Origin of the sequence: Puniceicoccus vermicola, assembly GCF_014230055.1 — a bacterium.
Lineage (GTDB): Bacteria > Verrucomicrobiota > Verrucomicrobiia > Opitutales > Puniceicoccaceae > Puniceicoccus > Puniceicoccus vermicola.
In genome coordinates this window covers 32,190-46,596 of sequence record NZ_JACHVA010000092.1, presented here as the reverse complement: position 1 = coordinate 46,596, position 14,407 = coordinate 32,190, and the positions used below count along the sequence as shown (strand labels likewise).

Genomic DNA, 14,407 nt, shown 5'->3' with positions numbered 1-14,407 from the left:
TTTCGATGTTCCCGTGGGCTCGTTTCAGGCAGACCAAAGCCGCAGTCAAGCTGCACACGATGATCGACTTGAGAGGCTCCATACCAGTGTTTATGAGCATTACCGACGGTAGCGTGCATGACGTGAACGTGCTCGACCAAATCGTTTTCGAGTCGGGAAGCATCTATGTCATGGATCGTGGATACGTCGATTTCGCACGGCTCTATCGCATCCATCAAGCCGGAGCGTTCTTCGTCACCCGTGCAAAGAGCAATATGGCTTTCTACGTCAGCGAGTCCCGCCCGGTCGACAAAGCCATTGGCTTGCGTTGCGACCAGAGCGCCGGCTTGAAGACTACCAAGAGCAAACGGGACTACCCCGAAAAACTCAGACGCATCCGCTTTGTCGATCTCGAAACAGGCAAGAGTCTGGTATTCATCACCAACCATTTCGGTCTTCCTGCCATCATGATCGCCCGCATCTATAAGAGTCGCTGGCACATCGAGTTGTTCTTCAAATGGATCAAGCAAAACCTCAGAATCAAAGCGTTCTACGGCACCTCCGTGAACGCGGTGAAGACCCAAATCTGGATCGCCATCTGCGTTTACCTCATGGTGGCCTGTCTCAATAAGATTCATGGATTCGGCGAAAACCTTAGCCGGATTTTGCAAGTTTTGAGCGTCAACGTATTTCAGAAAACACCTATCCATCAGCTGTTTATGGATTATTGCACAAATTTTGACGAACCTCAATTACCTAATCAATTGACATTCAACGAGTTCCTAACTGGACAGTAGTGAAAACAACATATAAATTATTGTGGATCATGAGTGGATGGGGAGGTTGTCACTACGACCCTTCAACCCGTCGGGACGTGGTTGAAGGAATCCTCCAAGAGTTATCAGAAGCTGGCCTACTGTCTGATCGAATTCATCGAAGGGCTGTTGAAGCTGTGGTGCACGATTATGATTCACATCCTTTTCGAAAGGACGTGAAGAATTGCTTAGAAGAGATGCCCCGAAAATTAGATCAGACTATTGGTAAAATCAACGGTTGCCCCTGGATTAGAGGGTAGGGACAAAGCTCTTTTTCAGGTGTAGTACAAAGCCGTCCTCGAAGATCGGCCTTTCCTGGAAGAGAATCGTCATAAAAAGCAAAGTTCATTCTCGAACCAGACGACACAAACAACCCATTGAATTCGCCCGAAATTTCTAAAAATCAACAGCGAACAGTGAACGCGATCCAATAGTTGGCGACATTTATCCGCCGCTTCCTGTGAAAAAATCATACGATGGAATCGATTCTCAACTTCCTTTTGCTGGCGGGCTTCTTGTTCGTGGTGCTGCTGTTCGTCGCTTATCTTTACGTTCGTAGCCATCAAGCAAAGGATCAGCGAACAGAGAATGGTGAAAAGAACTCCAAAGAGACGTCAGGTCCTCGCGATTGATTAGTAGGTTTGAATCAGCGCCAATCCAAGGGCGGATTATCGCTGAATTTAGTGTCTGCAAAGGCCTCTAAACTGTATTTTGGTCACCTGCAAAGTCCCGTACTACTTGGACGGGAGGGCAATCATCGGGCCGCTAGGGGAGAAGCCATCGTGCGCTCGACTTTCCGCTCACTAGCTCCCAATCTGTTCATCCATGGCTAGCACGGATACCCTTGATTTTTCGGACGCACTCGACTCCATCCACCGCATCCTCGCCCTGGCGGTGGAGAAGGGGGCCAGTGACATTCACCTCAAATCCAACAAAATTCCGATCATTCGGCAGCGGGGGGCGCTGATCGAACTGGAGGGGCAGTCTCCTCTGCGGCCCGAGATCATTCAGGTTTTCATCGAGCAGACGACCCAGGGAGTGTTTCGCGACCAATGGGAGCAGGAATTTCAGGTCGATTACGCGTACCGACTGGAGGATGTCGGACGATTCCGGGTCAATGGCTTTATGCAGCGGACGCTCCCGGGGATGGTTTTCCGGCTGGTCAACGAGAACCCACCGAGCTTGGAGGACCTGAACCACGATCCGGAATTGTTCCGGAAGCTTTGCAAGCTGAAGGATGGGATCATTTTGGTTTGCGGGGCGACCGGATCCGGAAAAAGTTCCACCTTGGCGGCCATGATCAACCTGATCAACCGGGAGGAGAATAAGCATATCGTTACCTTGGAGGATCCGATCGAGTACACCTACACCGACGACAAATCCCTGATCAACCAGCGTGAAATCGGGATCGATATCCAATCTTTCGACAGCGGACTGCGGGCGGTGCTGCGGCAGGATCCCGATATCATCCTCATTGGTGAAATGCGGGACAGATCTACTTTTGAGACCGCTCTGAGAGCCGCGGAAACCGGTCACTTGGTCCTCTCGACTCTTCACGCTGCCCATTCTCAGCAAGCGATTCGTCGTCTTTTCGAATTTTTCCCGTCGGACCAGCAGGAAATCATGAAGCGGCAGATCTCCGAGGCGGTCCGTTGCACGATCATTCAGAAACTTCTTCCCGATTTGAAAGGCGACGGTCGGATGCCGGCAAAAGAGGTCATGATGGTCGATCCTTCCGTTCGTAAACTCATCGAGCTAGGGCAGTTCGAGAAATTATTCTCGGCGATCGAGGCAGGGAAAGAAAACGGCTCCCATACCTTCAACTGGGACCTCTATCAGCTGGTCAAAGCCGGGTCGATTTCGAAGGAGACCGCCCTCGCGTTTTCTCCCAATCCGAAGCAACTGGAGATGAATTTGAAAGGAATCTTCTTGAGTTCGGGCGGCCTTGTCAGCTGAACAAGGGGATGGAAAAGTTGAGACCCGGTATTTTGTTCTCTGGACAGGGAGCCCAAAGCGTAGGCATGGGCAAAACCCTTCTGTCGGAGAATCCCAACGTGGGAAAGCGCCTCGAGCAGGCCGACTCCATTCTCGGATGGGAGCTTTCGAAGATCATGTTCGATGGTCCTACCGAAGCCCTGACCGAAACTCGCGTCTGCCAGCCCGCGCTCTTCGTGCACGGGATCATGGTCTTCGAACTCCTGATGTCCAAGGGCATCATTGACGGCCCAGCCGCCGTTTCCGGTCTTTCCCTCGGGGAAGTCACCGCGCTAACCGCCGGAGGGGCGATGGATTTCGAAACCGGGCTGCGTCTCGTCGCAGAACGCGGTCGTTTGATGCAGGAAGCCTGCGAAGCGACCAAGGGCAGCATGGCCAGCGTCATTGGCGGAACCCGCGAAGCGGTGGCCGATTTCGCCGAGGAGTGTGGCGTCGAGATGGCAAACCTCAATTGCCCCGGCCAGATCGTCATTTCCGGCGTGCAGGAAGGTATCGACAAAGCGGTGAGCCTCGGGCGCGAACGTGGATTCAAGCTCGTGAAAGAGCTCGTCGTTGCCGGTGCTTATCACAGCCGTCTCATGGAGTCCGCCCGCGACCAGTTTGCTCCGTACGTCATGGATGCCGCAATCGAAGCTCCGAAATGCCCATTTTACGCCAACGTGACCGGCGCCCGCATCGAATCTCCCGAGAAAATCCGTGAAGGACTCATCGCTCAGGTGGTCTCCTCGGTTCTCTTCGAAGACGACCTTCGCGCTCTGGCGGCTGATCAGGTAGGTCCTGTCGAACTCGTCGAGTGTGGCCCAGGAAAAATTATCGCCGGAATGATTCGTCGTGTTGACCGCTCCTGGTCCGTCCGCTCCTTCGCCGAAGCGGAAGACTTCGCCGTTCCCGCCGCTAGCTAAAGAAACACTTCTTCGCGGCCTCCCACTATTTTTTTATGCGTTCTACCGACACTATCCGCAATTTTTGCATCATCGCGCACGTTGACCACGGCAAGACGACGCTCTCTGATCGTCTGCTCGAGTTAACCAGCACCGTTGAGCTGCGGAATATGAAAGAGCAGCTCCTCGATTCCATGGATCTCGAGCGGGAGAGGGGAATCACGATCAAGAGCCATCCTGTGTCGATGATCTATCAGAAGGACAAGGAGGACTATCTCTTTAACCTCATCGACACTCCCGGGCACGTGGATTTCTCCTACGAGGTTTCCCGGAGCTTGGCGGCTTGCGAGGGGGCACTCTTGCTCATCGACGCAGCCCAGGGAATCGAGGCGCAGACGGTGGCCAACGCCCACTTGGCCGTGGCTCAGGGGCTGGAGGTGATCCCGGTGATCAACAAGGTCGACCTTCCCAGTGCCGAGCCGGAGCGGATTATGGAGCAGCTGGAGGACGTTCTCGCGATTCCCGCCGAAGAAGCGATTCTCGCCAGCGCGAAATCAGGGATCGGTCTTCCGGAAATCATCCGCGCGGTCATCGATCGGGTTCCTTCTCCGCGTTGGCTGGACGAGAAGGGGACACGGGCACTCGTTTTTGACTGCATCTACGACGCTTTCAAAGGGGTGATTTGCTACGTCCGGGTTTTCAGTGGGGAACTCAAGCAGGGGAGTAGCATTTCCTTCATGGGTTCGGATGTGAAAACCCAGATCAAGGAGGTCGGCCGATTCTCTCCACACATGGTCGCGGAAGACTCTTTGTCGGGCGGTAAAGTGGGATACATCGTTACCGGAATTCGCGACGTTGCCGATGTGAAGCTCGGGGACACCGTCACCCGCATGGATGACATGGCCGGAGAAATGCTCCCGGGGTACAAGGAAGTGCGTCCGATGGTCTTTTCCGGTATTTATCCGCTGGACACATCGGACTACGAAAAGCTCAAGGCCAGCGTGGCGAAGCTGCGACTGAATGACGCCGCGTTCGTCTACCAGAGTGAAAGCTCTGCCGCGCTTGGATTCGGGTTTCGCTGTGGCTTCCTCGGGCTCTTGCACATGGAGATCATCCAGGAGCGCCTTCGCCGCGAATACGACCTCGACATTATCTCCACCTATCCGAGTGTCATCTATCGGCTGCGCAAGACCGATGGCACCGAGATGGAGATCGATAATCCCGTCTTCTTCCCGGACGCTTCCGAGATCGAGTGGATTGAGGAGCCGATGATCAAGGCCACGGTTCATACGCCGAACGATTCGATTGGCGACATGCTTGCCTTGATTTCGGAGAAGCGGGGCATCTGCCAGCAGACGGAGACAATCGATACTTCCAGGGTCATGATTACCGCCCGGCTGCCTCTGAACGAAATCCTCGTCGACTTCAATGATCGCCTCAAGAGCCTGACCCATGGGTATGGGAGTATGGACTACGAGCCGGACGGCTATGAGCAGTCTGACCTGGTGCGGATGGAGATTCTCGTCAATGGCGAGCCCATTGAAGCATTCTCGTCCATTGTTCACCGCCAGAAAGCGGAAACGCGGGGGAGGGCGCTTTGCGGAAAATTGAAGGACCTGCTACCCAAGCAACTTTTCAAGGTCGCGATCCAGGCAGCGGTCAACGGCAAGTTCGTCGCCCGCGAAACCTTGAGCGCCATGCGCAAGGATGTGACCGCGAAGTGTTACGGCGGAGACATTTCCCGAAAGCGCAAACTTCTCGAAAAGCAAAAGGAAGGAAAGAAACGGATGAAGCAGATCGGCTCGGTAAGTATTCCGCAGGAAGCCTTCGTCCAGGTTCTTCGTAGCAGCCAAGACTAACTTCCCACAAACCAGCGACAACCATGTTCTCTCCAGGAAAGAAACTTCGCAAGCAGGCCGGCGAATACGCCGATATGGCCCGCAAGATTATCAATTACCGGAAGGATCAGTTGAGCGAGAAAGCGCTGGAGGAGCTTCACGCCGTTCATGATGAATCGGCCGCTCTTTCCCGTGACAAGTCGCTCTCTCTGGAGACTCTGGAAACCAAGTCCAGAGAATGGGAGCCAGTCCTCAAGCGTCATGGCGGAAAGATTTATCCAAAGACCTTCTGGAGTGACAATTTGGAGACCTTTCTGGTCGCCGCAATTGTCGTCCTGGGGATTCGTGCATTCTTCCTTCAGCCCTTCATCATTCCGACCAACTCGATGTATCCGACGTACAGCGGAATGTATCACCAGATCTATGACGATGAGGATTATCCGTCGATCTTGGCTAAACCATTTCGGTTTGCGCTGCTGGGAGCGAAGAACCATGAGGTAACCGCGGAAAGCAGTGGGGCGGTTCGCATTCCGCTGCTATACGAGGAGACGAGTGGTGGCATCCGCGCCCGTGCTCGCTATGAGGTGGTCGATGGACGCAAATGGTTGCTGGTTCCGACTAAATTGAAGCGCTATCCACTTTTCGTCGGCAATGAACCCTCGGCCTTCGACGTTCCTTTGGACTTCGACGCCGATTCGGTTCTTATCGATCGATTCTTCCCTTATGCGAAATCCTGGGGTGAAGTGATTGCCAAGGAACGGACGACCGGAAGGTTTCGCCGGGAAGACGCTCACCACGCTTGGATTGAGGTCCCCGCAGAGCAATTTAATGCAGGTGAGACGGTTCTGAACTTTGACGTCTTGAGCGGCGATGCGCTGTTTGTGGACCGATTTACATATCATTTCTTTCCACCGGAACCGGGTGATCCAATTGTCTTCCGGACCCAATCCATCGACTATCCGCCGCAGCCGCTAGGCGAGAAATATTACATCAAGCGCTTGGCGGGAACTGGCGGAGACACACTCGAAATCCATCCTCCGGCGCTCTTTATCAACGGGGCTCAGGCAGAGGGAAATATTGCCTTCGTCGACAACGCCAAGCAGATCGATGGCTACGATGGCTACATCAATGGCGGCCCCGGGATGCAGTATTTGAATCCAGGAACTTCTTACGAGATTCCTGAAGATCATTTCTTCGCACTCGGAGATAATTCCGACAACAGTCTCGACAGTCGATATTGGGGAAGCTTCGAAGAAGATGCCGTCATTGGAAGGGCATTCTTCATCTATTATCCTTTTACCAAGCGTTGGGGTCCGGCTCAGTAACGACTCATGCGGCGTCTACGAAATCGCACTCGAGGACAAACTTCTTACTACCACCTGATTAGTCGCACGGTCGACGGCGAGAAGCTGCTCGGCGACCCGGAAAAGGAGTTTTTCCTGGAGCTCATCACTCAGGTTGCGGATTTCTCCGGGATCCAGGTCATCGCTTATTCAGTGATGTCCGATCATTCCCATGTACTCGTCGAGGTGCCACCGATTGAAGGCGAATACTCGGATTCGGAAATCGTGGCCCGGTATCAGAAATTATACCCGGAGCCGACGAATGCATTGCCATACACGGTCGAGGAGCTGGCTGAGCTCCTGGAGGAGAATCAATCAGAGGGTCAGGCCATCCGGGCCCATCTTTCCCGTCGTATGGGCGATCCGTCTTATTTCATGAAATCGGTGAAGCAGCGGTTTACGAGCTGGTTCAATCAGAAATACGACCGATATGGGCCGGTCTGGGGAGATCGATTCACCAGTGTCCTAGTCGAAGGGAAATCTTGGCCGTTGCAGGTCGTCACGGCTTATATCGACCTGAATTCCGTCCGGATGGGCCTGGTTGAAGATCCGGGCCAATATCTGTATGCGGGGTATGCCCAGGCCAAGAACGGAAATCCTGAGGCTCAAGCAGGCTACCGGGCTCTGGGCGTCGATTTCGATGTCTACGAGAAATTGCTCGCCAGCTCGAAAGAAACGGACGAGGTGCTCAAAGACCGGGAACGGATGGCGCTCGTGCTTACCGAGGGGAATGCTGAGGTCTCAATTCAGACGGCTCTGCGATTCAAAATCCGGTACTTCAATGAGGGAAAGGTTCTGGGCTCGCCGGATTTCGTCGAGAATCATGCCAAGGCCTTTGCGAGGAATCCCAAGCGCGAACGAAAAGCTCATCCAATGCACGGCGCTGACTGGAAAGGGCTGACCGTCGGGACCGGATTGAGGATGAATTTGTTTAGCTGAGGAATGCGGTCCAAACCGTCCAGGTTTGGCCAGATCGCAGAAATCGGGAAATACGGCCATTTTCGAGGATTTCGTAAATTATTGAGGATCAGCGCAAAAATAAGAAATATGCGCACAATATACATTATGTCTAATTCTTTAAAATTGGATTCTGGGTCTTATCCTCTCTTCTGACGCGATCTCATCAATCTTAGCCCATCTTGGGGTTTTCAGCAGATCCCGCTTCTGTCCCGGGATTCGGTCGCGGCTATCCATCCTCGCGGTTGGTCACCGATTCCCGCACCCTATCCACCATTTCCGTCACTTGACCGACTTCGGATACTCACGAACCCAATGCGATCGATTTGGCGCAATTCGATTTCGATGAGATCGATATTCTCCCGGATGATCTCCACTTTTGCGGATCATCGCCGATTCTGCGCTTTACAAGAATCTCTCTCCCTTGAAACTGAGCGGATGAAGATCGTTCTAGCATATTCCGGAGGACTCGATACCTCCGTCCTCGTTCACTGGCTGAAAAACGAATATAATGCCGAAATCATTACTTTCGCTGCAGACGTCGGTCAGGAGGAAGAACTCGACGGTTTGGCGGAAAAAGCCAAGGCAACTGGAGCCTCGACCCACTACACGGTCGATTTGGTCGAGGAATTTGCCCGCGATTTCATTTACCCAATGTTCCGGGCCAACACCCTTTATGAGGGTCAATATTACTGCGGCACCTCGATTGCGCGCCCTCTAATCGGCAAAGCCCACATCGAAATCGCCCGTCAGGAAGGCGCTCAGGCCGTCGCACACGGAGCCACCGGCAAAGGAAACGACCAATGCCGTTTCGAGCTCACCTACGCGGCTCTCGCCCCGGATCTCCAGATCATTTCCCCTTGGCGGAATGAGAAATTCCGGAAGGCCTTCCCAGGTCGGACTGAGATGATCAATTACTGCCGGGACAACAACATCCCCGTCGAAGCTTCCTCGAAGAAGCCTTATTCGATGGACCGGAATCTCCTGCACATTTCCTACGAAGCTGGCATTCTCGAAGATCCGTGGTTCGACCCGACGACGGAAGACAACCGGGACATGTACAAGTTGACCACGGATCCGGAGCTTGCTCCCGATACCCCGCAATATCTTGAGCTTTCCTTCGAAAAAGGCGACTGTGTGGCCGTGGACGGCAAGGAAATGTCCCCTGCCGCGGTTCTCAAAGAGCTGAACCGGATCGCCGGGATTCATGGAATTGGGCGGGTCGACATTGTCGAAAACCGTTTTGTCGGCATGAAAAGCCGAGGAGTCTATGAAACTCCTGGTGGAACAATTCTTCTTCACGGCCGTCGTCAGGTCGAAAGCCTGACCCTCGACCGCGACCTCTGTCACCTTCGGGACACCTTGATGCCCCGCTATGCGGACCTCGTCTATTACGGTTTCTGGTACGCTCCCGAGCGCGAAGCCCTGCAGGCCTTCATCGACGAGAGCCAAAAGCCCGTAACCGGCACCGTGCGCCTGAAGCTCTACAAGGGCAGCATCACCACGGTCGGACGCAAGTCGCCCTACTCCCTCTATGACGCCGACGTGGCCTCGATGGAAGGTGTGGCCAGCGATTACAACCCTGACGACGCTTCCGGTTTCATCCGTCTCCAAGGACTGCGTCTCCGGGCCCGGGCAGCCGCTCAGGGCGGAGCGATTGTCGAAAGCGAGAGCAAGCTCTCGAAGGAATAAGGTCTCTCTTTTTCCGTTTTTTCCGGCGACGGCGGTGATGAGCGACCCTCATCGTCGCCGTCGCTCATTTTGAGCCCAAACCGCGATTTCCGTCTGTGACTTGCTCAAAGGAATTATTTCGATTGATTTTCTTTACTTGCAGTCCGTGACGGCCCCGGTATCGTCAGCGGTTTTTTTAGAGGACAATTCTACCGGAAAACCACTCCAAACAGGCAAACCAACTACCAAACACTTTCAGATAAAATGAGCGACATAACCAAATATCGGAACATCGGCATCTTCGCCCACGTGGACGCCGGAAAAACGACCACGACCGAGCGTATTCTTATGCTCACGGGCCGCATTCACAAAATGGGTGAAGTGCACGACGGTGCCGCCACGACTGACTTCATGGAACAGGAGCAGGAACGCGGGATCACGATTCAATCCGCTGCGACCACCTGTTTCTGGGATGACCACCGGTTCAACATCATCGATACTCCCGGGCACGTGGACTTCACCATTGAGGTGTACCGCTCCCTGAAGGTTCTCGACGGCGGGATCGGGGTTTTCTGCGGTTCGGGCGGGGTTGAGCCTCAATCCGAAACCAACTGGCGCTACGCCAACGACTCCAAGGTCGCTCGTTTGATCTACGTCAACAAGCTCGACCGTATCGGAGCCGATTTCTACCGCGTCGTTGACCAGGTCAAGAATGTCCTCGGAGCCACTCCTTTGGTGATGGTTCTCCCGATCGGCACCGAGAGCGACCTCAAGGGCGTCGTCGATCTTCTGACCCGCAAAGCTTGGGTTTGGGACGATTCCGGCAACCCGCTCAACTACGAAATTCAAGACGTTCCGGCCGACATGGTCGACAAGGTCGAAGAATACCGCGAAAAACTCATCGAAACCGCTGTTGAGCAGGACGATGAAGTTATGGAGCAGTATCTCGAAGGCAACGAGCCCGACATAGACACCATCAAGAAGTGCATCCGCAAGGGAACGATCAACCTTTCGTTCTTCCCGACTTTCTGCGGATCTTCGTTCAAGAACAAGGGCGTTCAGCTCGTGCTCAACGGTGTCGTCGATTACCTGCCGAACCCGACCGAAGTCCCACCACAGCCGGAAATCGACCTCGAAGGTAACGAAACTGGTGAATTTGCGATCGTCAAAGACGGTGAGCCTCTCCGCGCTCTTGCCTTTAAGATCATGGACGACAAGTACGGCGCCCTGACCTTCACCCGTATTTACTCGGGAACGATTTCGAAGGGCCAGTCCGTCCTCAACACCGCCACCGGCAAGACGGAGCGCATCGGCCGCATTATTGAAATGCACGCTGACGACCGCAACGAAGTCGAATCCGCTCAGGCCGGTGACATTGTCGCTCTTCTCGGGATGAAGTCCGTTCAGACCGGTCACACCCTCTGTGACCCGAATGATCCGGCGACTCTTGAGCCAATGATCTTCCCGGATCCCGTGATCTCGATCGCCGTTCAGGCCAACGACAAGAGCAACGCTGAGAAGCTCTCCGTCGCCCTCGGCAAGATGGTCGCTGAAGACCCATCCTTCCGCGTCGAAACGGACGAAGATTCCGGTGAAACCATTCTGAAGGGAATGGGTGAGCTTCACCTCGACATTAAGGTCGACATTCTTAAGCGCACACACGGCGTCGAAGTGACGGTCGGTGAGCCTCAGGTTGCCTACCGCGAGACGATCACCAAGCCAACGACCGATTCCTACACCCACAAGAAGCAATCGGGTGGTGCCGGTCAGTTCGCGAAGATCGACTACACCCTCGAGCCTCTCGAGCCCGGTGCAGGATTCGAATTCGAGTCCAAGGTTGTCGGTGGTAACGTTCCGCGTGAATTCTGGCCCGCAGTTGAAAAGGGCTTCAAGAGCTCGATCGAACGTGGTGTCTTGGCTGGATTCCCCTGCCTCGACTTCAAGGTCACTCTCAACGACGGTGCCTTTCACGCAGTCGACTCCTCGGCTGTGGCCTTCGAAACCGCTGCCCGCGCCGCTTACCGTCAGTCGGTGCCCAAGGCCGGTCCGGAAATCCTTGAGCCGATCATGAAGGTCGACGTCTTCTGTGGCGACGACAAGATGGGGGATGTCATTGGTGACTTGAACCGTCGCCGTGGAGTCATTCTCTCCCAGGAACCGAATTCAACCGGTGTTCGCATTAAGGCGGAGATTCCGCTCAGCGAAATGTTCGGTTACATCGGAGCCCTGCGGACGATGACCTCCGGTCGCGGTCAGTTCTCCATGGAGTTCTCGCACTACGCTTCGACTCCGAAGAACATCTCCGATCAGGTCATCAAGAAGGCCCAGGAGCTGGAAGCTGCTAAGAAGTAAGCGAGTTTCCGCGTTGCGACCGTTTTTCAGCCGGTTTTAGATCGTCTGCGAAATGCGCTCGTGGCCTCCTCTACAGCTACTGTTCGCCTTGGTTTTCCTCGGCGGATCGGTAATCGCTCTTTGCACCGTGATGGGCGGGAGAAATTCTCCCGCCCATTCGGCTGTACAGGCACCAGCGGATTCCACGGAATCCGCTCCTCTGCGAATTCAGTTGGTTCTGGAATCGACCGCTCCTTTATCCCTTGAATCCGTCCGATGGGGAGACGTGGATTTCGCCATAAAGGATACTGACTCAGACCTTTGGTTTTTCAATGAGAAGGTCCCAAAATTAGCACCGCTCCAGGTCGATGGAACGGTGTCCGCAGAAGAGCTGCCCATGGCGATCATGGTTGAATTGGACCTCCCAGGGCAGCCGACCCGGGAAATTCTCCGTTGGATCAATTCGACACAGTTTCAAGTGACGCTCTATCCGTCAAATCTGGAGGGACCTGAATGAAATCGACGGCTTCTGGCACCCTCACCGTCGACGACCTCCATGTTCACTTCAAGGAAATCTGTGCGGTCCGCGATGTCACTTTTGAGATTTCGACGGGGGAAACCGTTGCCATTGTAGGACGCAATGGAGCCGGGAAAAGCACCTTCCTCAAATCTCTGGCTGGATTGATTCCAGACGCAGCAGGAGTCGTCTTATGGAATGGATCTCCCCTGACGAAGCTGATGCGTCGCAAGCTGGTCGCCTACCTTCCGCAAAGGGAGGAAATCGATTGGAGTTTCCCAGTGACGGTCCGAGGACTCGTCGATATGGGACTCTACCCCTTGGTAGGCCCGTGGGGAAGGTTCACCCAAGCCCATCGCAATGCGACGGAAGAGGCCATGGCCAAAATGGGTCTGGAGGGCCTTGAAGACCGGCGCATCGGCGAACTCTCCGGTGGACAGCAACAACGCGCCTTCCTCGCCCGTGCGATCGTCGGCGGTGCACGGATTGTCTTGCTCGACGAGCCGTTCGCGGGTCTCGACACCAAGGCCTGCCGAAGACTCTCGCAGTTGATCCGATCCCTTGCCGAAAGCGGTTCCTTGGTACTCGCTTCACACCACGACCTAAAATCAATCCCCGAGACCTTCCAACACACTCTCCTTCTTCGCACCCGACAGCTCGCCTTTGGCTCGTCGGAAGAGGTTCTCACGCCTGAGAATATTAAGACGGCGTTTGAGTGAGGGGCGGTTCTTTTACTGGAGCCGCGGATCCTTTGAGAAGACGCGGGCTAAAGCACCGCGCTCCGGGCCATCGAGTTCGTTGTCAGTGGGAGCGCGGTGCTTCAGCCCGCGTCTAGTACCCATCGGCATCTCCTCCGAATCGGATCTTTTTAGTTGCTAAATTCGGAGCAATCAAAGCAGGATACACCCAGTGTACCAGCTGAAAACAAAGCGATTTTGGCGAGGTCAGCTGCCGCACTGGGAGGTCGAATCGGGCGTTTATTTCTTTACGATCCGTTGTGCAAACACCCTACCCCAATCGATTCTCATTCGCTTGGAGGAAATCAATTCGAATATTTCCGGGATCGAACCGAGCAGTGAGAATTTCCTCCAATGGCAACGGATCTATTTTCGGACAATTGAGAAATACAACGACAGCGGCTCTGGCTTTTGTCCGTTCAAGACGCCCGAGTGTGCAAAAGCGATTGTAACTGAACTGAGAGAACTCTCGAAACGAGGCTGGACCGTCAGCGAATACGTGGTGATGCCGAATCACCTTCACCTCCTCGTAGAAACCCACTGTGGCTCCGCAGCGATGTCCCAGGTGTGGACTCAATGGAAAGGGAGAACGGCATTCCACCTGAATCAAATCTTGCAGAGAAAAGGAGCATTCTGGCAACGGGAGTTCTTCGACCGCGTCTCGCGAAGTGAATCAGAAACGGAACGGATGGTTCGTTATATTCGGGAGAATCCGGTGAAGGCGGGACTCCCGAAAATGTGGCTGGAAGATCCGTGGGCGGGAAACTTGAAGGATTGGGACTGTTGAGGAAGGGCTTTTTAGGAGGAGCAAAGTAGTGAGAGCTTCCAGCTCTCTCCCTTCCAACGCAAATCGAGAGCAGGATGCTCTCGCTACTTTCTCTTTCCGCGCTGGAGCGGGCTCTACGCGAAACCCGATCACTCCACTGTGCTTCAGCCCGCGTCCACGATTCCCTCGCCTTCAGACAAAATCAATCCCCTCCTCCCCCATTTTGTTTGATTGTCGCCGCACCTGATTTTGCTCTATCGTTTCTTCCGATGATCAAACACATCGTATTTTGGAAATTTGCGGATTTGGCGGATGGACACTCCAAGGCGGAGAACATCGAGCGGGTCGAAAAGAGCCTTCTTGCCCTAAAAGACTCCATTCCGGAGCTCCTCGAAATTGAGGTGGGTCACGATTTTAACGGATCTCCCGCCGCATTCGATCTCAGCCTCTACACCGTTTTTGCCTCCAAGGAAGACCTCGACACCTACCAAGTTCACCCGGAGCACGAAAAGGTGAAGGCTTTGGTCGGCGCAGTTACGTCGGATCGGGGAGTTGTCGATTACGAGGTCTAGACGAC

General features: G+C 54.3%; 14 protein-coding genes. All 14 read left to right on the top strand.

Annotated features, from left to right (window positions below; all coding sequences use genetic code 11):
* Positions 1 to 776, top strand: a 776-nt coding sequence (locus tag H5P30_RS11920; protein WP_185691384.1) for an IS4 family transposase, incomplete at its 5' end; no start/stop codon positions are given.
* Positions 777 to 809: 33 nt separating this feature from the next.
* Entirely contained in the window at positions 810 to 974 is a 165-nt protein-coding gene (locus H5P30_RS11915) for a hypothetical protein (protein WP_185693167.1), read from the top strand.
* A 296-nt stretch (positions 975 to 1,270) separates the two neighbouring features.
* A complete protein-coding gene (locus H5P30_RS11910; RefSeq protein WP_185693166.1) occupies positions 1,271 to 1,426 on the top strand; it encodes a hypothetical protein in 156 nt (51 codons plus the stop codon).
* Positions 1,427 to 1,619: 193 nt separating this feature from the next.
* On the top strand, positions 1,620 to 2,750 hold the full coding sequence (locus H5P30_RS11905; RefSeq protein WP_185693165.1) for a type IV pilus twitching motility protein PilT: 1,131 nt from the start codon (positions 1,620 to 1,622) through the stop codon (positions 2,748 to 2,750).
* Between the two features lie 8 nt (positions 2,751 to 2,758).
* Complete coding sequence (locus H5P30_RS11900; protein WP_221774355.1) at positions 2,759 to 3,691, top strand: ACP S-malonyltransferase; 933 nt, start codon at positions 2,759 to 2,761, stop codon at positions 3,689 to 3,691.
* A gap of 35 nt (positions 3,692 to 3,726) precedes the next feature.
* Positions 3,727 to 5,529: a translation elongation factor 4 gene (gene lepA / locus H5P30_RS11895; RefSeq protein WP_185693164.1), complete on the top strand. Its 1,803-nt coding sequence runs from the start codon at positions 3,727 to 3,729 to the stop codon at positions 5,527 to 5,529.
* A 23-nt stretch (positions 5,530 to 5,552) separates the two neighbouring features.
* Positions 5,553 to 6,833 carry a signal peptidase I gene (gene lepB, locus H5P30_RS11890; protein ID WP_185693163.1) on the top strand — a complete coding sequence of 427 codons (1,281 nt, stop codon included), beginning with the start codon at positions 5,553 to 5,555 and terminating at the stop codon, positions 6,831 to 6,833.
* A gap of 6 nt (positions 6,834 to 6,839) precedes the next feature.
* Positions 6,840 to 7,790, top strand: coding sequence for a transposase (locus tag H5P30_RS11885; protein ID WP_185693162.1), 951 nt, complete (start codon positions 6,840 to 6,842; stop codon positions 7,788 to 7,790).
* A 456-nt stretch (positions 7,791 to 8,246) separates the two neighbouring features.
* On the top strand, positions 8,247 to 9,500 hold the full coding sequence (locus tag H5P30_RS11880; RefSeq protein ID WP_185693161.1) for an argininosuccinate synthase: 1,254 nt from the start codon (positions 8,247 to 8,249) through the stop codon (positions 9,498 to 9,500).
* A gap of 243 nt (positions 9,501 to 9,743) precedes the next feature.
* On the top strand, positions 9,744 to 11,831 hold the full coding sequence (gene fusA, locus H5P30_RS11875) for an elongation factor G (RefSeq protein ID WP_185693160.1): 2,088 nt from the start codon (positions 9,744 to 9,746) through the stop codon (positions 11,829 to 11,831).
* A 52-nt stretch (positions 11,832 to 11,883) separates the two neighbouring features.
* Positions 11,884 to 12,327, top strand: coding sequence for a hypothetical protein (locus H5P30_RS11870; RefSeq protein ID WP_185693159.1), 444 nt, complete (start codon positions 11,884 to 11,886; stop codon positions 12,325 to 12,327).
* Positions 12,324 to 13,046: a metal ABC transporter ATP-binding protein gene (locus H5P30_RS11865; RefSeq protein WP_185693158.1), complete on the top strand. Its 723-nt coding sequence runs from the start codon at positions 12,324 to 12,326 to the stop codon at positions 13,044 to 13,046. The genes H5P30_RS11870 and H5P30_RS11865 overlap by 4 nt, the downstream gene beginning before the upstream one ends.
* Positions 13,047 to 13,236: 190 nt before the next feature.
* Positions 13,237 to 13,851: an REP-associated tyrosine transposase gene (locus tag H5P30_RS11860; RefSeq protein WP_185693157.1), complete on the top strand. Its 615-nt coding sequence runs from the start codon at positions 13,237 to 13,239 to the stop codon at positions 13,849 to 13,851.
* A gap of 248 nt (positions 13,852 to 14,099) precedes the next feature.
* Positions 14,100 to 14,402 (top strand): Dabb family protein, encoded by a 303-nt coding sequence (locus tag H5P30_RS11855; protein ID WP_185693156.1) that lies wholly within the window; start codon positions 14,100 to 14,102, stop codon positions 14,400 to 14,402.
* Positions 14,403 to 14,407: the final 5 nt, after the last annotated feature.

Bases quoted from the DNA above. Each gene is read 5' to 3' on its own strand.
- H5P30_RS11910 (WP_185693166.1), top strand. From the start codon at position 1,271: ATGGAATCGATTCTCAACTTCCTTTTGCTGGCGGGCTTCTTGTTCGTG.
- H5P30_RS11905 (WP_185693165.1), top strand. From the start codon at position 1,620: ATGGCTAGCACGGATACCCTTGATTTTTCGGACGCACTCGACTCCATC.
- H5P30_RS11900 (WP_221774355.1), top strand. From the start codon at position 2,759: ATGGAAAAGTTGAGACCCGGTATTTTGTTCTCTGGACAGGGAGCCCAA.
- lepA (WP_185693164.1), top strand. From the start codon at position 3,727: ATGCGTTCTACCGACACTATCCGCAATTTTTGCATCATCGCGCACGTT.
- lepB (WP_185693163.1), top strand. From the start codon at position 5,553: ATGTTCTCTCCAGGAAAGAAACTTCGCAAGCAGGCCGGCGAATACGCC.
- H5P30_RS11885 (WP_185693162.1), top strand. From the start codon at position 6,840: ATGCGGCGTCTACGAAATCGCACTCGAGGACAAACTTCTTACTACCAC.
- H5P30_RS11880 (WP_185693161.1), top strand. From the start codon at position 8,247: ATGAAGATCGTTCTAGCATATTCCGGAGGACTCGATACCTCCGTCCTC.
- fusA (WP_185693160.1), top strand. From the start codon at position 9,744: ATGAGCGACATAACCAAATATCGGAACATCGGCATCTTCGCCCACGTG.
- H5P30_RS11870 (WP_185693159.1), top strand. From the start codon at position 11,884: ATGCGCTCGTGGCCTCCTCTACAGCTACTGTTCGCCTTGGTTTTCCTC.
- H5P30_RS11865 (WP_185693158.1), top strand. From the start codon at position 12,324: ATGAAATCGACGGCTTCTGGCACCCTCACCGTCGACGACCTCCATGTT.
- H5P30_RS11855 (WP_185693156.1), top strand. From the start codon at position 14,100: ATGATCAAACACATCGTATTTTGGAAATTTGCGGATTTGGCGGATGGA.